Genomic DNA, 18,516 nt, shown 5'->3' with positions numbered 1-18,516 from the left:
GAGGCGATTGGTCATTAATGAATCGGGCCGCAGAGCGGCCCGATTTTAACTATTTTTACAACAACGCATGGTTTACAGCACGATGCCGCCGATGATAAATCCGAGGATCACGCACAACGTAATGGCGACCACACCCGGGATCAGGAACGCATGGTTAAACACGTATTTACCGATACGGGTTGAGCCGGTGTCGTCCATCTCCACTGCGGCCAGCAGAGTTGGATAGGTTGGAAGAACAAACAGAGCAGAAACCGCCGCAAACGAAGCGATTGCCGTCAGTGGCGTTACGCCCAGCATCAGGGCCGCAGGCATCAGTGCTTTGGTGGTCGCCGCCTGAGAGTAAAGCAGGGTAGCGGCGAAGAACAGGACTACCGCCAACAGCCATGGGTAGTTGTGCAGCAGGTCACCCGCAACGGTCTGAATGTCGCTGATGTGTGCTTTCACGAAGGTATCACCGAGCCATGCAACGCCCAGTACGCAGACACAGGCGCTCATACCGGATTTAAAGGTGCTGGCGTTCAGCACTTCGCTGGTGTCAATTTTGCAGGTGATGCTAATCAGCGTAGCGATGGTCAACATGAACACCACAATCGCTTCGTTACGCGGCAGCACCGGGTTCTGGATCAAGCCCACCGTGTCACTGATGGCGGTCGCGTAGAACATGACTGCGACGATACCGATCAGGAACAGCAATACCGAGCGTTTTGCATGCGGTTTCAGTTTGAAGACCTGGCTACCACGCAGTTTCACTTCACCCTTAGCCAGACGTTCCTGATACACCGGATCGTCTTTCAGTTCGGCGCCAAGGAAGTTACACAGTACGGCAGTAATCATCACCGCAATCAGCGTCACCGGAATACAGATCGCCAGCAGCGTCAGGTAACTCACGCCCATCGGTTCAAGAATACCGGCGAAGAAGACTACGGCAGCGGAAATTGGCGACGCGGTGATTGCAATCTGCGACGCAACTACCGCAATGGAGAGCGGACGAGAAGGACGAATACCTTGCTCTTTCGCCACTTCGGTAATCACCGGCAACGTGGAGAATGCGGTGTGTCCGGTTCCCGCGAGAATGGTCATAAACCAGGTCACCAGTGGGGCAAGGAAGGTGATGTATTTTGGATGGCGGCGCAGCATACGCTCCGCCAGACTCACCAGGTAGTCCATACCGCCTGCCACCTGCATCGCTGCGATAGCGGCAATAACTGCCATGATGATTTCGATAACGTCAAAAGGTATTGCACCGGGTTTGATCTGAAAGATAAGGGTAAGAACGAGCACCCCGAGACCGCCGGCAAAACCGATGCCGATACCCCCGAGTCTTGCTCCCAAATAAATCGCCAACAAGACGATGACGAGTTCTGCTCCAAACATAAGGACCTGCCTTGCTTATTAACAAGTTGATATTGAATTGTTGTATTTTGGTAACGCTTATAAAGAAAAAAGGCACGTCACAAGTGACGTGCCTTAAGAAGCCTAGCCTGAACGGTTACTGTTCGCTTTCATCGGTATATCGTTTCGCTTTATATGCCGGGTGCATCAGGTTTTGGGCCGAGAAAATATCGTCCAGCTCGGCTTCGGTCAACAGTCCGCGTTCCAGCACCACTTCACGTACGCTCTTACCGGTTTCGGCGCAAATCTTACCGACGATGTCACCGTTGTGGTGGCCGATGAACGGGTTGAGGTAGGTGACGATCCCGATGGAGTTATAGACATAACCTTCACAGACTTCTTTATTCGCTGTGATGCCGTTAATGCATTTTTCCAGCAGGTTGTAGCAGGCGTTGGTCAGGATGTGGATGGATTCAAACATCGCCTGGCCAATCACTGGTTCCATCACGTTCAGCTGCAACTGACCCGCTTCAGAGGCCATGGTCACGGTCGTGTCGTTACCGATGACTTTGAAGCAGACCTGGTTCACCACTTCAGGCACAACCGGGTTCACTTTGGCTGGCATGATGGACGAACCCGCCTGCAGTTCTGGCAGGTTGATTTCGTTCAGACCCGCACGCGGACCAGAGGAGAGCAGGCGCAGGTCGTTACAGATTTTGGACAGTTTCACCGCCAGACGTTTCAGGGCGCTGTGTACCATCACGTAAGCGCCGCAGTCGGAGGTCGCTTCAATCAGGTCTTCTGCAGGGACAACCGGCAGGTTAGAGACTTCAGCCAGTTTCTGTACCGCCAGTTGCTGATAGCCATCTGGAGTGTTCAGACGTGTACCGATGGCGGTTGCGCCCAGGTTCACTTCAAGCAGCAACTCGGAGGTGCGCAGCAGGTTTTTCGTTTCTTCGTTGAGCAGCACGTTAAACGCGTGGAATTCCTGGCCGAGGGTCATTGGCACTGCGTCCTGTAATTGGGTACGACCCATTTTCAGGATATCCTGGAACTCAACCGCTTTACGCTGGAAGCCATCGCCCAACTGGTTAATCGCGTCCACCAGTTTCACTACAGAGGCATACACCGCGATACGGAAACCGGTAGGGTAGGCGTCGTTGGTCGACTGGCATTTATTAACGTGGTCGTTCGGGTTCAGGTACTGGTATTCACCTTTCTGGTGACCCATCAGCTCCAGGCCAATGTTTGCCAGTACTTCGTTGGTATTCATGTTGACAGAAGTGCCCGCGCCGCCCTGATAGACGTCAACCGGGAACTGGTCCATGCATTTGCCGTTGTTCAGCACTTCATCGCAGGCCGCGATAATCGCATTTGCCGCGCTTTTAGGAATGGTTTGCAGCTCTTTGTTGGCCAGTGCTGCGGCTTTTTTCACCATCACCATGCCACGGACAAATTCAGGGATGTCGCTGATTTTGCTGTTGCTGATGTAGAAGTTTTCAATCGCTCTCAGAGTGTGGACACCGTAGTAGGCATCCGCTGGAACTTCCCTGGTACCCAACAAGTCTTCTTCGATACGAATGTTGTTTAACATGTGAACCTTCTTTTCAAGCTGCCGATGGATTGTACTAAACACACAGTATTAGTGTGGTTTTGAATATTTTCTGACCGACGATTATTCCCTCAATCAGCCAGATGCTCGAGATCATATGCTGATGATAGCGAATTGCCGTAAGCTGGATCACTTATTATCGAGCCGATTCCATGATAATTATTAATCTGTGAAATGAGTCACCGCTTTAATATTTCCAAAAAAAATATCCGTGCAAACTGATTGAAATTTCGCTAACCGTCACCATCTCATACAAACGCGCGTCGCGAACACATTCAGACAGGGGCCCAACGGCACCTGCCACACAGGAGATGCCAGTGCGCTGGATACCGTTTATTGCTTTCTTTCTCTATGTTTACATTGAGATTTCCATTTTCATCCAGGTTGCCCATGTGCTGGGCGTCCTGCTGACGCTGATTCTGGTGATTTTCACCTCCGTCATCGGCATGTCGCTGGTGCGTAATCAGGGTTTCAAAAATTTCCTGATAATGCAGCAGAAGATGGCTGCTGGTGAAAGCCCGGCCGCGGAGATGATCAAAAGCGTGTCTCTGATTATTGCGGGTCTGCTGCTGATTCTGCCGGGGTTCTTCACCGACTTCCTCGGCCTTTTATTGCTTCTGCCACCGGTGCAAAAGCACCTGACCATGAAGCTGCTGCCGCATCTGCGCTTTAGCCGTATGCCGGGCGGTGGGTTCAGCACCGGCCCGGGTGATACGTTTGAAGGGGAGTATCAGCGTAAGGATGAACAGCACGACCGTTTAGACCATAAAGACGATCGGTAATTTTGTTGCCCGGTAGCTTCGCTTACCGGGCACTACAGGCACGCATCGCGCTTCGGTAAAAACACCCACAGCACCGTCAGCATGATAATGGCGTACAGACTCTTCCATCCCACCATCGCCAGTAGTAACAGGCAAAGCACGCCTCCGATGACCGCCAGTACTTTGTAGCGACCTTTCAGCAGCCGACAACCCGACAGCATGCACAGCAGATAGATCATAATGAAAATGCCGTTGGCGTAGACGATCAGCGCATCCAGATTGATATTCAGGGCGTAAATACACAGCGTGCTCAACACACAGCAGCCCAGTACGGCATTCAGGGCATTCAGCGGAAGCTGGCGTTTTGACAGACGCGCGAGCCGGCTTTCAGGCTTGTACAACGCTTGCGACCACACCAGGCGGGCAAAACTCTGAATGTAGATATTGAGGCTGGCAAAACAGGCGAGATAACCAATCACGCAGGCCACCCACAGGGCTTTCACCCCAAACAATTGCACCACAATGCCTGGTAGCGAGGCGGCAGCCGCTTTATCCGCCCCGAATGCGTTAAAGTGCAACACAAGCACGGTACACGCCCAATAGACCGTCCCCGCCAACAACAGACCAATCATCAGCGCGCGCGGGAAATCGCGTTCAGGTTGCGTAAACTCGGAAGCCAGATGGGCGAACGCTTCAAGTCCAACAAAGCACCAGAACATGACGGAAAGCGCAGCGAAAAGCTGCGAATGGTCGACATCCTTGAGTACCGGGAAGGGAATTTCCGCTACGGTGAGATTTCCTGCCCACCAGATAGCGACAATCAATGCGACGATAAGGATTGCGACCAGCGTTTGCAGATTGGCACTGGAACTGGCTCCGCGCGAACCGACCCACCAGACAATCGCCAGCGTACCCAGTTCGGCTAACAGCAACTGCTCGTTATGCCAACCAAACAGCGCCTGGCCAAAGCCGGTCGCAATATGAAGCGCCGCAGGCAGGCCAACCGGAATGACGGAGAGAAACAGCCAGCCGGTAACACGCTGCAGCCGCGGGCCAAAGGCCAGCCCGACAAAATGCGCCACGCCGCCTGCGCTGGGAAAATGCCGCCCCAGGATGGCAAACACAATGGCTATTGGGAAAACCAGCACAATCAGTACCGGCCACGCCCACAGGCTGTTATTTCCGGCAACCATCGCCGCCAGTGCGGGTACGGCAAACACGCCCGTCCCTAACAAGGAGGTTGAGAGCAGGCCAACGCCTTGCGCCAGCCCCAACTCCTGCTTGAGTCCACTCATTGACATCGCCCTGCCAGTACTAAAAGAGAGGCGATGGTAACACTTTCGCAATTTTTTTTTTCAACTCCCCCTTGAAGGGGGAAAAAGCTATCCCCATCTCTCAGGGCACTAGTCGGAAAACCGCATGCGGGCCGGCGTCATCCATAACTGATAATGACTTTCTCAAAGGAGAGCTATCAATGAGTATTCGTCCGTTACATGATCGTGTGATCGTCAAACGTAAAGAAGTTGAAACCAAGTCTGCTGGCGGTATCGTTCTGACCGGTTCTGCAGCAGCCAAATCAACGCGTGGCGAAATCATCGCTGTCGGTAAGGGCCGCATCCTGGAAAACGGAACTGTGCAGCCACTGGACGTTAAAGTTGGTGACATCGTAATTTTCAACGATGGCTACGGCGTGAAATCCGAGAAGATCGACAATGAAGAAGTGTTGATCATGTCCGAGAGCGACATTCTGGCAATTGTTGAAGCGTAATTTACGCACGAGAATTTGAGGAAATAAGAACATGGCAGCTAAAGACGTAAAATTCGGTAACGACGCTCGTGTAAAAATGCTCCGCGGCGTAAACGTACTGGCAGATGCAGTTAAAGTAACTCTGGGCCCGAAAGGCCGTAACGTAGTGCTGGATAAATCCTTCGGCGCGCCAACCATCACCAAAGATGGTGTTTCTGTAGCACGTGAAATCGAGCTGGAAGATAAGTTCGAAAACATGGGCGCGCAGATGGTGAAAGAAGTTGCCTCTAAAGCGAACGACGCTGCAGGCGACGGTACCACCACCGCGACCGTACTGGCGCAGGCTATCATCACCGAAGGTCTGAAAGCCGTTGCTGCGGGCATGAACCCAATGGATCTGAAACGTGGTATCGACAAAGCTGTCGCTGCTGCTGTTGAAGAACTGAAAACGCTGTCTGTACCATGCTCTGACTCTAAAGCGATTGCTCAGGTAGGTACCATCTCCGCTAACTCCGACGAAACCGTAGGTAAACTGATCGCGGAAGCGATGGACAAAGTCGGTAAAGAAGGCGTCATCACCGTTGAAGACGGTACCGGTCTGGAAGACGAACTGGACGTGGTTGAAGGTATGCAGTTCGACCGCGGTTACCTGTCCCCATACTTCATCAACAAGCCAGAGACTGGTGCTGTTGAACTGGAAAGCCCGTTCATCCTGCTGGCTGACAAGAAAATCTCCAACATCCGCGAAATGCTGCCAGTGCTGGAAGCCGTTGCGAAAGCAGGCAAACCGCTGGTTATCATCGCTGAAGACGTTGAAGGCGAAGCGCTGGCGACCCTGGTGGTTAACACCATGCGTGGTATCGTGAAAGTGGCTGCGGTGAAAGCACCTGGCTTCGGCGATCGCCGTAAAGCGATGCTTCAGGATATCGCTACTCTGACTGGCGGTACCGTTATCTCTGAAGAGATCGGTATGGAGCTGGAAAAAGCGACCCTGGAAGACCTCGGCCAGGCTAAACGTGTTGTGATCAACAAAGACACCACCACCATCATTGATGGCGTAGGTGAAGAAGCCGCTATTCAGGGCCGCGTTGGTCAGATCCGTAAGCAGATCGAAGAAGCCACCTCTGATTACGACCGTGAAAAACTGCAGGAGCGCGTAGCGAAACTGGCAGGCGGTGTTGCCGTAATCAAAGTGGGCGCAGCGACCGAAGTTGAAATGAAAGAGAAGAAAGCACGCGTTGACGATGCCCTGCACGCGACCCGTGCTGCGGTAGAAGAAGGCGTGGTTGCTGGTGGTGGTGTTGCGCTGGTGCGCGTTGCCGCTAAACTGGCTGGCCTGACTGCGCAGAACGAAGATCAGAACGTGGGTATCAAAGTTGCACTGCGTGCAATGGAAGCACCTCTGCGTCAGATCGTATCCAACGCCGGTGAAGAGCCATCTGTGGTTGCGAACAACGTGAAAGCGGGCGAAGGTAACTACGGTTACAACGCAGCGACTGAAGAATACGGCAACATGATCGACTTCGGTATCCTGGACCCAACTAAAGTGACCCGTTCTGCTCTGCAGTACGCGGCATCTGTTGCTGGCCTGATGATCACTACCGAGTGCATGGTGACCGACATGCCTAAAGGCGACGCACCTGACTTAGGTGCTGCTGGTATGGGCGGCATGGGCGGTATGGGCGGCATGATGTAATCGTGCGTTCTACGTCGTAGAATGTGAAAAACCCCCGGGCAGAAATGCTCGGGGGTTTTTCTTTTGGTCATCTTTTAGGTATAAGGTTTACACACGGACAACTACTGTCCAGCTTATTGAAAACGAGGAATAACATGCGCGTAAAAGTCTGTGCAGGGATCGTAGGAGCAGCATTGCTGCTGGCGGGTTGTAGCTCCAGCAATGAACTGTCGGCAGCGGGCCAGGGCGTTCGCTTTGTGGAAGATAAGCCTGGCAGTGAATGTCAGCTGTTAGGCACCGCAACCGGTGAGCAAAGCAACTGGATGTCAGGTCAGCATGGCGAGGAAGGTGGTTCTATGCGCGGTGCGGCGAATGCCCTGCGTAACCAGGCTGCGGCCATGGGTGGGAACGTGATTTACGGCGTAAGCAGCCCAACGCAGAGTATGCTGTCCAGCTTCGTGCCGACCGCCAGCCAGATGAATGGCCAGGTCTACAAGTGCCCGAACTGATTGCCTTTTTCCCTCTCCCGTTGGGAGAGGGTTAGGGTGAGGGGAATTAGTGTTGCCGCAACTGTAAATCCAGCGGCGTCTTACTCGGCTCACCGCCAATCTCACGTGCCAGTTTCGGCACCATATAGCCTGAAACCAGCGTTAACAGTTCGCGCATAATCTGCCGGGCTTCTTCATCCGTTACCATGAAATGTGCCGCACCCTGAACGCGATCCAGCACGTGCAGGTAATAGGGCATTACTCCGGCATCAAACAGGGCATTGCTCAGGTCAGCCAGCACGTGGGCGCTATCATTCACGCCACGCAGCAGCACGCTCTGGTTCAGCAGTGTCACCCCCGCTTTACGTAAACGCACCATTGCCGCACGAAACTCGCCGTCAATTTCATTGGCGTGGTTAATGTGGTTCACCAGCAGCACCTGCATTCTGGACTGCTCCAGGCGTGAAACCAGAGCGTCAGTGATACGTGCTGGAATGACAATCGGTAAACGACTGTGAATACGCAGACGCTTGATGTGCGGGATGGCTTCAAGCTGGTTTAGCAGCCAGTCCAGCTCATGATCTTTCGCCATCAGCGGGTCTCCACCGGAAAAAATAATCTCGTCCAGCTCCGGATGGGCGGCAATATAGTCCAGCGCGACCTGCCAGTTGCGTTTATTACCCTGATTTTCCGCATACGGGAAGTGCCGACGGAAGCAATAACGACAATTTACCGCGCAGCCACCTTTTACCAGCAGCAGGGCTCGGTTGAGATACTTATGCAGTAAACCTGGCACCACACTGTTCTGCTCTTCCAGAGGATCGGTGCTATAACCCGGCGCGGTGACAAATTCATTCTGCGAAGTAAGTGTTTGTTTTAAAAGTGGATCGTCGGGGTTGCCTTTCTCCATCCGTGCCACAAACGCACGGGGAACGCGCAGGGCGAAAAGGCGCTTTGCCTCGCGTCCTGCAAGCAACTCTGGGTGCTGATCGAGGTCTAAAAGACGCAGCAATTCATCAGGACTGGTGATTACATCGGCAAGTTGCGATAACCAATCTTCTCTGGACGGGGTGTTTAGGGTTACAATATGCGCCATTTTGTGGCTTAGCTACCAGTTAACAAATTTAGAGGGCCTTATGGCAACGTACTATAGCAACGATTTTCGTGCTGGTCTTAAAATCATGATGGACGGCGAACCGTACGCGGTTGAAGCCAGCGAATTCGTTAAACCAGGTAAAGGCCAGGCATTCGCACGCGTTAAGCTGCGCCGTCTGCTGACCGGTACCCGTGTTGAGAAAACCTTCAAGTCTACTGACTCCGCTGAAGGCGCTGATGTTGTTGATATGAACCTGACCTATCTGTACAACGACGGTGAGTTCTATCATTTCATGAACAACTCTACTTTCGAACAGCTGTCTGCTGATGAGAAAGCGGTAGGTGACAGCGCGAAATGGCTGCTGGATCAGGCCGAGTGCATCGTGACCCTGTGGAATGGCCAGCCTATCGCTGTGACCCCACCTAACTTCGTTGAGCTGGAAATCGTTGAAACCGATCCAGGTCTGAAAGGCGACACCGCAGGTACCGGTGGTAAGCCAGCCAAACTGTCTACCGGCGCAGTGGTTAAAGTTCCACTGTTCGTACAGACTGGCGAAGTGATCAAAGTGGATACCCGCTCCGGCGAATACGTATCCCGCGTGAAGTAATTTACGTGATGATTGAAGGCGCAGCGCCCGCTGCGCCTGATTTTTACAGGCAGGGATGATGAAACGTACCGTTAAAATTCTGCTTCTGTTAGCGCTTTCCAGCGCATTACTCTCCGGCTGTAACACCACGCGTGGAATGGGACAAGATATCCAGGATCTCGGTCATATCATTTCTCACGCCGCCAGCTAAGTTCGTCTAATTTTCCTAAAAAATGCTTCCTTTTCCGTCAGCCGACGGGATCTTGTCTATTCTTAAGTTGCTATACACAAAACAACTTTGGCTATAAAAGGAAGATATTATGGTTAAGAAGACAATTGCAGCGATCTTTTCAGTCCTGGTACTTTCTTCGGTGTTAACGGCCTGTAATACCACGCGTGGCGTCGGTCAGGATATTTCTGAAGGTGGTAGCGCAATCTCTGGTGCGGCAACAAAAGCCCAGCAGTAATTAACAAACGGTACGGGACCTGATGGGTTTCGTACCGTCAGCTTTCTGATTCCTGCAAGGATAAAAACGGTGAAAAACGCGTATCCATATGCAGTTTCATGCGGATATTTCGTTTATAGGTATAGACCGTTTTCCCGTTGATACTCAGGTGAGCGGCAATTTTCTGATTGCTCGCACCGTCCATCCACAATGTCAGCACTTTCTCTTCCTGCCGGGTCAGCAAGGGGGCCGCCGTCGTCGGCCTGTCAGCGCTTGCGCGCGAGACTAATGCGTCGTTGATAACCGTTGCGACTTCTTCGAGGCTGGCGTTTTTCAACAATGACGACCAAACCGGGAACTGCCCGAGCCAGTCCGTCATGCTGTTGTCTTCTCCCGATTGCAGCAAGATAAAAGGCAATTTTTCACTGGCGTTAAGTAGGGTAGAGAGCTGTTGGAAATGGTGAATATCCTGCCTGAAGCCGTACAGGTCAGCGATAACCAGATTGGGTTTCCATTGCAGAATGTGCTCTCTGGCAAGAAATAGATTATTCAGCCCGGTCACAACGTAGTGCCCAGGGAACAAACCGGAGTGATTGAGCCATGCTTCAAACCCTGCGCGGGTGAAGTGACAACGGTCAATCAATAGAATTTTGAACATATTTTATTCGCAGTCGGCTAGTGGTTTGGCTTCCTGCCATCAGAAAGCACATCATCATAGAGAAGTCAGATGAGTGGTAAATGCTTGAACTCCGCGCCATACTGCGGCTATTTCTTGCCTTAACGTGTTCAGCAGAAAGGGATTGAAAAAAAATCGCACGCTAAGCAAAATAAAGGGCGTAATCTTTGCCTTACGGGACGACCCGTAAGCGTATCTTTCACCGGGGACGGCCCCAACTTACCTGTAAGTTAAGGAGCCTGAAATGTCCTGGATCGTTCTTTTAATTGCCGGCCTGCTCGAAGTGGTATGGGCGATTGGTCTCAAGTACACCCACGGATTTACCCGTCTGACGCCCAGCGTCATTACCGTTACCGCGATGATAGTCAGTATCGTCCTGTTGTCGTGGGCGATGCGTTCTTTGCCTGTGGGAACGGCTTATGCTGTCTGGACAGGCATCGGCGCCGTAGGCGCTGCCATCACGGGCATTCTGCTGCTGGGAGAGTCAGCGAGCCTGGCACGTATCGCCAGCCTCGCTCTGATCGTGGCCGGTATCATTGGGTTGAAACTCAGCACGCATTAATGGGGTTGTTCTACCCAGATGAGTTTTGACACATCAAACCCCTGCCGGGTCGCAACATCCAGCATCTGCTGTTTCATCTCAGACGAGATGGTTGGCGTGCGGGAGAGTATCCACAGGTAGTTGCGATCCGGCCCGCAAACCAGCGCATGGCGGTACTCTTTGTCGAGTGCTATCACGTTGTAGCCGCCATAGAAGGGGCCAAAGAAGGAGACTTTGAGCGCGGCCCTCCGTGGATCGCCAGTGAAGTATGCTTTTCCTGTCGACTGCTGCCACATCTCCCGGTCGGGATTATAGCCCCTGTTGATCACCTGAATACCGCCATCATCCATCGGACTGTAATTCGCAGTGACTTTCTCTAAGCCCCGTTCAAACCGATGGTCCAGGCGGGCGATTTCATACCATGTTCCGAGGAAGCGTTGTGCATCGAAAGGCGTGACAACGGTAACGCCAGAAGGTGGGGTAGGGGAACTACAGGCAACCACTAAAAACGCGGCTGTCACCGCGGCGATAACAGGCAGAATGCGCATAGGAGTTTCCTTACTGTTTTTTTGTTAAGTGTAGATGACGGCAAGGAAAATGCGGGGTGTTTTGCCGGGTAAGCAGAGTCGCCACCCGGCAATGTTTTACTTCAGCGCGTCGAGGATACGATATGCCGCCTCAACTCTCGCCGGGTTCGGGTAGCTTTTATTCGCTAGCATCACAATGCCAAGCTGCTTTTCTGGAATAAACGCCACATAGCTACCAAACCCGCCAGTAGAGCCCGTTTTATGCACCCAGGACGCTTTTACCGGAGGGGCCGTGGGATTCACTTCTACCGCAGGCAACGGTGCCAGGGCAACCTTATTATCACTACCCTCGACCACGGTTTTGGCTTCTACCGGCCAGTTCAGCATCTCCCAGCCTAACCCTTGATACATGGCACCTACGCGCCAGTATCGGGATTGCGCAAGGGCGATACCTTGCTTCAGAGAGGTATCCTGCAGAGTATCGGGAGACATGTTCGCCATCACCCAGCTCGCCATATCTTTGACATTGGTTTTCACACCATAGGCTTCGGCATCCAGCATGCCCGGAGAAACGTGGACGGCTTTACCGTCACGGTATCCCCAGGCGTAATGCTCTCGTTCAGATTCCGGAACGTTAATCCACGTATGGTCCAGCTTGAGCGGCTTAAAGACCCGCGTCGTTATGGCCTGCTCATAGTTCATACCGGAAGGTTTAACCGCAAGGGCGCCAAAAAGACCAATACTGGCGTTCGCATAAAGACGCGTGGTTCCCGGCTTCCACTCTGGCTGCCAGTCCTGATAGAAGCGCAGCAGAGAGGCGTTATCGGTCACCTCATCCGGTACCTGTAATGGCAGACCACCCGCAGTATAGGTAGCCAGATCCAGCATGCGAATTCCCTGCCACTGCTTGCCTGTCAGCTCAGGCCAGTATTTTGTTACCGGATCGCTCAGCGAAATTTCACCGCGAGCAATGGCATCGCCACCCAGGACGCCGGTGAAGGTTTTACTTATAGAACCCAGCTCGAACAACGTTTGCGGGGTAACAGGTTTGTTCGCCGCGATATCGGCTTTGCCGAAGGTAAAGTAGTGCGGCTGACCCTGATAAATTACGGCGACCGCCATCCCCGGGATGGTCTGCGCTTTCATCAGAGGGGTAACGGTACGTTTCACCACATCAGCCAGCTGTTTTTCTGACATCGGTGCAGCAAAGACGGAGCAGGAGGTGCTGAGTAACAGGGCGCAGCAAAGGGATTTTTTCATCATCAGTTATCTTCCGTAATAGCAGGTCAAAGGAGTGTCCGGGCCCGTCAGACAGCTGTAGTCTGTGGGATTTGACTGTCGCTGACAAACGGTTAAATTTAGCATTAGCTGTTAATTTTTCTAACGGATGGGCCGATGACTCGCAGCTATCTCCCGCTTAATTCGCTTCGTGCTTTCGAAGCAGCCGCAAGGCATCTCAGTTTTACTCATGCCGCGATAGAGCTGAATGTTACCCATTCTGCTATCAGCCAGCATGTTAAGACGCTGGAACAGCATCTGAACTGCCAGCTTTTTGTCCGTGTTTCGCGCGGGCTGATGCTGACGACGGAAGGTGAGAATTTGCTGCCAGTGCTTAACGATTCGTTCGATCGTATCGCCGGAATGCTGGATCGCTTTGCCAGCCATCGTGCGCAGGAGAAACTCAAAATTGGTGTGGTAGGAACCTTCGCGACCGGTTTTTTATTCTCGCGGTTGTCTGATTTCCGCCGCTGCTCTCCGCATATCGATCTTCACCTTTCAACCCATAACAACCGCGTCGATCCGGCGGCTGAGGGGCTTGATTACACGATCCGCTACGGTGGCGGGGCGTGGCACGGGACCGAAGCGCAGTTCCTTTGTGATGCGCCGCTGGCTCCACTTTGTTCACCCGATATCGCCGCCGGGCTACATACTCCGGCCGACATTCTGAAATTTACCCTACTGCGCTCCTACCGGCGCGATGAGTGGTCGGCGTGGATGCAGGCGGCGGGGGAGCATCCCCCGTCACCCACACATCGGGTGATGGTGTTTGATTCGTCTGTCACCATGCTGGAAGCCGCGCAGGCCGGTGTGGGAATTGCGATCGCTCCGGTCGATATGTTTACGCATTTGCTCAACAGCGAGCGCATTGTACAGCCGTTTGCCACACAGATTGATCTGGGCAGTTACTGGTTAACAAGACTACAGTCGAAAGCCGAAACCCCGGCAATGCGTGAGTTTGCGCAGTGGCTGGTGGGCAAAATGCAGAAATAAAAAGGCCCGCCGGAGGGCGGGCCAGAAGGGTCAGATGGTGACCACGGCAATCAGCGTTACCACGGTCAGAATGGTTGCCAGGCCGTAGAACACCCATTTACCGCTCGGGACATGGATTTTCAGGTCATGCATCGCATGGTGAATACGGTGCAGGCCACACCACAGCGGCAGGACGATCATCAGGAAGATGAATACACGGCCGATAAAGCTACCCGCAAACGCCAGCACGCGTTCGTAGCTCAGTGCATCGCCCGGGAACAGCCCCAGCGGCAGCATAATGCCGACCAGCAGGATGATCACAGGTGCGATGATGGCACTCCACATGCCGCCAGCGCCAAACAGTCCCCAGAAGACCGGCTCGTCAGAACGTTTTGGATTTGGATTGATCACAGTAGTCTCCTTACCAGAACAGTGCGACAAACAGAATGACCACAGTGACCAGAATCGTCACTGCCCAGAGGCCTTTAATCACCGGCTCTGGCCCCATTTTCTCGCCTTTTACGATGATGTTCGCCGCTTTTGGCGCCAGCTCAAACCAGGTTTTGGTATGAAGCAGCGCGGCTGCGAGCACGATCAGGTTCAGGACCACAATGATCGGGTTTTGTAGAAAGCCAACAAAGCTTGCCCAGGTTTCCGGACCGTGCTTGAGGGCAAAAACACCGTACATCAGCTCAAGACTGAACCAGACCGCCGGCACCGCTGTGCCTTCACGCAGCATATAGAAGCGATAAAACGGCAGATTTTTCCACCAGGTGGACGGCACTGGCCGTACATAGGCTTTGCGTTTAGTCGTCATCATGCACTCCTTAGCGTGGTTTCAGGGTAGCGATAAGAAAGTCTTTCGAGCTTTCCACTTTACCCTGCTGAATAGCGGCGGCTGGGTCGACATGCTTCGGACAGACTTCGGAGCAGTAACCCACGAAAGTACAGCTCCAGACGCCGTTCTGGCTGTTAAGCTGCGCCATACGTTCTTTTTTACCGTGGTCGCGGCTGTCTTCGTTATAGCGGTGCGCCAGCGTAATGGCGGCCGGGCCGATGAATTCGGGATTTAGGCCAAACTGTGGACATGCGGCGTAACACAGGCCGCAGTTGATGCAGCCAGAGAACTGATGGTATTTCGCCATCTGGGCCGGGGTCTGGGTATTTGGACCCTGATCCGGCGTGCGCGGATTGCCGATGATGTAAGGCTTAATGGCTTCCAGACTTTCGATAAAGTGGGTCATATCGACCACCAGATCGCGCTCAATCGGGAAGTTGCCCAGCGCTTCAACCTTGATGCCCTTGGTGTAATCACGCAGGAAGGTTTTACAGGCCAGTTTCGGCACTTTGTTAACCATCATGCCGCAGGAGCCGCAGATGGCCATGCGGCAGGACCAGCGGTAGCTCAGGTCTGGTGCCAGGTTATCTTTGATATAGCCAAGCGCATCCAGCAGAGAGGTTTGCTCGTCATAGGGGACTTCATAGAAAGCGCTATGTGGTGCGGTGTCCACTTCCGGATTGTAGCGCACCACTTCAACTTTCAGTTTTTGCATCTCAGCCATTCGCCTTCTCCTTCTTCTCGGCGGCTTCTGCTTCTGCGCCGTACACGCGTTTAGCCGGTGGCAGCGTGGTGATTTTCACGTCACTGTAGTCCAGACGTGTGGTGCCATCTGCATCGCGCCAGGCGAGAGTGTGTTTCAGGAAATTGACGTCGTCACGTTCGGTACAGCCTTCATCAAGACGCTGATGCGCCCCGCGTGACTCTTTACGCGCCAGCGCAGAGTGCGCCATACATTCTGCCACGTTCAGGCCGTGACCCAGCTCGATGGTATAGAGCAGGTCGGTATTGAAGACGCTGGAGGTATCGGTAATGCGCACACGTTTGAAACGCTCCTGCAATTCCGCCAGCTTATCGACGGTTTTTTGCATCAGCTCAGGGGTACGGTAGATACCGCAGCCTTCTTCCATCGACAGGCCCATCTCGTCGCGGATCTTAGACCAGTTCTCGTTACCTTCCTGGTTCACCAGGTCTTTCAGGCGTTTTTCAACGTCAGTAACCTGAGCATCGAGCGCGGCACCGTTAGCTTCGCCCGCTGTAGCCGCGCGTTCCATTGCGCGCTCGCCCGCCATGCGACCAAAGACGACCAGCTCTGCCAGCGAGTTCGACCCCAGGCGGTTGGCGCCGTGCAGGCCCACAGAGGAGCATTCACCCACGGCGAACAGGCCTTTGATACGGGTTTCGCACTGCTGGTCGGTTTCGATCCCGCCCATGGTGTAGTGCGCGGTTGGACGCACCGGAATCGGCTCTTTCACCGGATCAACACCGACGTAGGCTTTTGCCAGTTCGCAGATGAACGGCAGGCGTTCCAGCAGCTTCTTCTCACCCAGGTGACGCAGGTCGAGATAGACCACATCACCGCGTGGTGTGGAGATGGTGTTGCCTTTGCGCCACTCGTGCCAGAAGGCCTGGGAGACTTTGTCGCGCGGACCGAGTTCCATGTATTTGTTTTTCGGCTCGCCAAGCGGAGTTTCCGGGCCCATGCCGTAATCCTGCAGATAGCGGTAGCCATTTTTGTTGACCAGAATACCGCCTTCACCACGGCAGCCTTCCGTCATCAGAATGCCGGAGCCCGGCAAGCCAGTCGGGTGATACTGTACGAACTCCATATCGCGCAGCGGCACACCGTGGCTGAGCGCCATGCCCATACCGTCACCGGTGACGATGCCGCCGTTGGTATTGTAGCGATACACGCGGCCCGCACCGCCCGTTGCCATCACCACCGCATTAGCGCGGATCTGGACGAGCGTGCCTTCCATCATGTTCATCGCCACCAGGCCGCGAGCCTGTCCGTCATCAACCAGAATGTCGAGGACGAAATGTTCATCAAAGCGCTGAATTTGTGGGAACTGAAGAGAGGTCTGGAACAGAGTGTGCAGCATGTGGAAGCCGGTCTTATCGGCGGCGAACCAGGTACGTTCGATTTTCATTCCACCGAAGCGGCGAACGTTGACGCTGCCGTCCGGACGGCGACTCCACGGACATCCCCACTGTTCAAGCTGGGTCATCTCCGTAGGACAATGGTGCACAAAGTAGTCAACCACATCCTGTTCGCAAAGCCAGTCGCCCCCTGCAACCGTGTCGTGGAAATGGTATTCAAAGCTGTCATGATCCTGCGCGACGGCGGCGGACCCTCCTTCAGCTGCAACCGTGTGGCTGCGCATTGGATAGACTTTTGAAATCAATGCGATTTTAGCGTTGGGATTAGCTTGTGCTGCAGCAATCGCAGCACGTAATCCAGCACCGCCAGCGCCAATTACGGCAAGATCGGCTTGAAAAGTTTGCACGACATTCCTCCAGATTTTTGTTATTTCGCAACGCGACAAACTAAAGGTAGTTCACCTGCCCAAAGGGACAATTGCGAAAGCGTTTCCACTGCTCCTTTATGGGTAAAACAGTATAACCGTGTAGATGTCAGGGAAATTTGACGTGTTCGATTTTTTTGCTGTTCTGTAGGGTGATTTATCATCGTGATTGATGAATTGCGTCACGTAATTACGCATCTAAATGAAATGCGCGTTTTTACTGCGCAAAATTTGTCTCTGTCCCCGCTAACGAGTAGACTTCGTGCCCTTGTCTGAAATCGGAGAATTACCCATGAGCGAAACGGCCACCTGGCAGCCGAGCGCATCCATCCCAAATCTGTTAAAACGCGCTGCAATTATGACGGCGATCCGCCGTTTCTTTGCCGACCGCGGAGTCCTGGAGGTGGAAACGCCGTGCATGAGTCAGGCAACGGTAACCGATATTCATCTGGTCCCGTTTGAAACCCGTTTTGTTGGCCCGGGGCACTCTCAGGGCATGAATTTGTATCTGATGACCAGCCCGGAATACCACATGAAACGCCTGCTGGCGGCGGGATGCGGTCCGGTGTATCAGCTGTGCAGAAGCTTCCGTAATGAAGAGATGGGGCGTCACCACAATCCGGAATTCACCATGCTGGAGTGGTATCGTCCGCACTATGATATGTACCGTCTGATGAATGAGGTGGATGACCTGCTGCAGCAGGTGCTGGATTGCTCAGAAGCGGAAACTCTCTCCTATCAGCAGGCTTTCCAGCGCTATCTGGAAATCGATCCATTGTCAGCGGACAAGACTCAATTGCGCGAAGTGGCGGCAAAACTGGATCTCAGCAATGTGGCAGATACTGAAGAAGATCGCGATACGCTTCTGCAGTTGCTGTTCACGTTTGGCGTTGAACCGCAGATTGGCAAAGACCGCCCGACGTTTGTCTATCACTTCCCGGCAAGCCAGGCGTCTCTGGCGCAGATCAGCACGGAAGATCATCGTGTGGCAGAGCGTTTTGAGGTCTATTACAAAGGCATCGAGCTGGCGAACGGTTTCCACGAATTGACGGACGCGCGTGAACAGCAACAGCGCTTCGAGCAGGATAACCGTAAGCGTGCCGCGCGCGGTCTGCCGCAGCAGCCTATTGATGTTAATCTGCTTGAGGCATTAAAAGCAGGTTTGCCGGATTGCTCCGGCGTGGCGCTGGGTGTTGACCGCCTGGTGATGCTGGCGCTGGGTGCAGAACAGTTGGGCGATGTGATTGCGTTTACGGTCGATCGTGCCTGAAAAAATGCCGGGTGGCGTTGCGCTTACCCGGCCTACGCCCCCTGTGGCAATATTCCTTTCCATTTCGCATAACAACATTAAAAACTGCCACATTCTCTATACACGGGTCTTTTTCTTAATTTGCTCCCTATAGGCACAATTTTTGT

At 53.4% G+C, this 18,516-nt stretch carries 21 protein-coding genes; 10 read left to right on the top strand and 11 right to left on the bottom strand.

Annotated features, from left to right (window positions below):
• Positions 1-72: 72 nt before the first annotated feature.
• Positions 73-1,374 (bottom strand): anaerobic C4-dicarboxylate transporter, encoded by a 1,302-nt coding sequence (locus AC0XWG_RS05065; protein ID WP_475680435.1) that lies wholly within the window; start codon positions 1,372-1,374, stop codon positions 73-75.
• Between the two features lie 115 nt (positions 1,375-1,489).
• On the bottom strand, positions 1,490-2,926 hold the full coding sequence (aspA, locus tag AC0XWG_RS05060) for an aspartate ammonia-lyase (protein ID WP_003855923.1): 1,437 nt from the start codon (positions 2,924-2,926) through the stop codon (positions 1,490-1,492).
• 335 nt (positions 2,927-3,261) lie between these two features.
• Between aspA and AC0XWG_RS05055 the strand changes: the two genes are divergently transcribed.
• On the top strand, positions 3,262-3,726 hold the full coding sequence (locus tag AC0XWG_RS05055; protein ID WP_025758222.1) for an FxsA family protein: 465 nt from the start codon (positions 3,262-3,264) through the stop codon (positions 3,724-3,726).
• Between the two features lie 32 nt (positions 3,727-3,758).
• Here AC0XWG_RS05055 and yjeH read toward each other — a convergent pair whose 3' ends face one another.
• Positions 3,759-5,000 carry an L-methionine/branched-chain amino acid transporter gene (gene yjeH / locus AC0XWG_RS05050; protein ID WP_475680434.1) on the bottom strand — a complete coding sequence of 414 codons (1,242 nt, stop codon included), beginning with the start codon at positions 4,998-5,000 and terminating at the stop codon, positions 3,759-3,761.
• 179 nt (positions 5,001-5,179) lie between these two features.
• Between yjeH and AC0XWG_RS05045 the strand changes: the two genes are divergently transcribed.
• From AC0XWG_RS05045 to AC0XWG_RS05035, 3 genes are all read left to right on the top strand, one after another.
• Positions 5,180-5,473 carry a co-chaperone GroES gene (locus AC0XWG_RS05045; protein WP_003855929.1) on the top strand — a complete coding sequence of 98 codons (294 nt, stop codon included), beginning with the start codon at positions 5,180-5,182 and terminating at the stop codon, positions 5,471-5,473.
• Positions 5,474-5,504: 31 nt separating this feature from the next.
• Positions 5,505-7,148 carry a chaperonin GroEL gene (groL, locus tag AC0XWG_RS05040; RefSeq protein WP_028016418.1) on the top strand — a complete coding sequence of 548 codons (1,644 nt, stop codon included), beginning with the start codon at positions 5,505-5,507 and terminating at the stop codon, positions 7,146-7,148.
• 134 nt (positions 7,149-7,282) lie between these two features.
• Positions 7,283-7,636 carry a DUF4156 domain-containing protein gene (locus AC0XWG_RS05035; RefSeq protein ID WP_023310115.1) on the top strand — a complete coding sequence of 118 codons (354 nt, stop codon included), beginning with the start codon at positions 7,283-7,285 and terminating at the stop codon, positions 7,634-7,636.
• 46 nt (positions 7,637-7,682) lie between these two features.
• Here the strand turns inward: AC0XWG_RS05035 and epmB are convergent, their stop codons facing one another.
• Positions 7,683-8,711 (bottom strand): EF-P beta-lysylation protein EpmB, encoded by a 1,029-nt coding sequence (epmB, locus tag AC0XWG_RS05030; RefSeq protein ID WP_049007264.1) that lies wholly within the window; start codon positions 8,709-8,711, stop codon positions 7,683-7,685.
• A 40-nt stretch (positions 8,712-8,751) separates the two neighbouring features.
• On the opposite strand from epmB, the gene efp reads away from it, so the two are divergent.
• From efp to ecnB, 3 genes are all read left to right on the top strand, one after another.
• Positions 8,752-9,318: an elongation factor P gene (efp, locus tag AC0XWG_RS05025; protein ID WP_010427766.1), complete on the top strand. Its 567-nt coding sequence runs from the start codon at positions 8,752-8,754 to the stop codon at positions 9,316-9,318.
• 58 nt (positions 9,319-9,376) lie between these two features.
• Positions 9,377-9,508: an entericidin A/B family lipoprotein gene (locus AC0XWG_RS05020; protein WP_024907352.1), complete on the top strand. Its 132-nt coding sequence runs from the start codon at positions 9,377-9,379 to the stop codon at positions 9,506-9,508.
• A gap of 109 nt (positions 9,509-9,617) precedes the next feature.
• Positions 9,618-9,764, top strand: coding sequence for a lipoprotein toxin entericidin B (gene ecnB, locus AC0XWG_RS05015; protein WP_003025482.1), 147 nt, complete (start codon positions 9,618-9,620; stop codon positions 9,762-9,764).
• Positions 9,765-9,801: 37 nt separating this feature from the next.
• Here ecnB and AC0XWG_RS05010 read toward each other — a convergent pair whose 3' ends face one another.
• Positions 9,802-10,401: a helix-turn-helix transcriptional regulator gene (locus AC0XWG_RS05010; RefSeq protein ID WP_028016420.1), complete on the bottom strand. Its 600-nt coding sequence runs from the start codon at positions 10,399-10,401 to the stop codon at positions 9,802-9,804.
• 262 nt (positions 10,402-10,663) lie between these two features.
• Between AC0XWG_RS05010 and sugE the strand changes: the two genes are divergently transcribed.
• The gene (sugE, locus tag AC0XWG_RS05005) at positions 10,664-10,981 is read left to right on the top strand and encodes a quaternary ammonium compound efflux SMR transporter SugE (protein WP_028016421.1); all 318 of its coding nucleotides are present in this window, start codon (positions 10,664-10,666) and stop codon (positions 10,979-10,981) included.
• Here the strand turns inward: sugE and AC0XWG_RS05000 are convergent.
• On the bottom strand, positions 10,978-11,508 hold the full coding sequence (locus AC0XWG_RS05000; protein ID WP_028016422.1) for a lipocalin family protein: 531 nt from the start codon (positions 11,506-11,508) through the stop codon (positions 10,978-10,980). The two genes, sugE and AC0XWG_RS05000, sit on opposite strands and share 4 nt — an antisense overlap.
• A 96-nt stretch (positions 11,509-11,604) precedes the next feature.
• Positions 11,605-12,750, bottom strand: coding sequence for an ACT family cephalosporin-hydrolyzing class C beta-lactamase (gene blaACT / locus AC0XWG_RS04995; RefSeq protein ID WP_475680433.1), 1,146 nt, complete (start codon positions 12,748-12,750; stop codon positions 11,605-11,607).
• A 132-nt stretch (positions 12,751-12,882) separates the two neighbouring features.
• Between blaACT and ampR the strand changes: the two genes are divergently transcribed.
• On the top strand, positions 12,883-13,758 hold the full coding sequence (ampR, locus tag AC0XWG_RS04990; protein WP_475680432.1) for a LysR family transcriptional regulator AmpR: 876 nt from the start codon (positions 12,883-12,885) through the stop codon (positions 13,756-13,758).
• A 30-nt stretch (positions 13,759-13,788) separates the two neighbouring features.
• On the opposite strand, the gene frdD is transcribed toward ampR, so the two are convergent.
• From frdD to frdA, 4 genes are read right to left on the bottom strand one after another with little or no spacing between them, the layout of a single operon-like run.
• Positions 13,789-14,148 carry a fumarate reductase subunit FrdD gene (frdD, locus tag AC0XWG_RS04985; protein WP_013095272.1) on the bottom strand — a complete coding sequence of 120 codons (360 nt, stop codon included), beginning with the start codon at positions 14,146-14,148 and terminating at the stop codon, positions 13,789-13,791.
• Between the two features lie 10 nt (positions 14,149-14,158).
• On the bottom strand, positions 14,159-14,554 hold the full coding sequence (frdC, locus tag AC0XWG_RS04980; RefSeq protein WP_028016425.1) for a fumarate reductase subunit FrdC: 396 nt from the start codon (positions 14,552-14,554) through the stop codon (positions 14,159-14,161).
• 10 nt (positions 14,555-14,564) lie between these two features.
• On the bottom strand, positions 14,565-15,299 hold the full coding sequence (frdB, locus tag AC0XWG_RS04975) for a fumarate reductase iron-sulfur protein (RefSeq protein ID WP_028016426.1): 735 nt from the start codon (positions 15,297-15,299) through the stop codon (positions 14,565-14,567).
• Positions 15,292-17,082 carry a fumarate reductase (quinol) flavoprotein subunit gene (gene frdA, locus AC0XWG_RS04970; protein ID WP_028016427.1) on the bottom strand — a complete coding sequence of 597 codons (1,791 nt, stop codon included), beginning with the start codon at positions 17,080-17,082 and terminating at the stop codon, positions 15,292-15,294. The genes frdB and frdA overlap by 8 nt, the downstream gene beginning before the upstream one ends.
• Before the next feature lie 310 nt (positions 17,083-17,392).
• On the opposite strand from frdA, the gene epmA reads away from it, so the two are divergent.
• On the top strand, positions 17,393-18,370 hold the full coding sequence (epmA, locus tag AC0XWG_RS04965; protein ID WP_028016428.1) for an elongation factor P--(R)-beta-lysine ligase: 978 nt from the start codon (positions 17,393-17,395) through the stop codon (positions 18,368-18,370).
• Positions 18,371-18,516 lie beyond the last annotated feature (146 nt).

It is taken from the genome of Enterobacter sp. DVT3837 (assembly GCF_056238685.1).
This window is presented reverse-complemented; position numbering and strand designations above follow the sequence as displayed.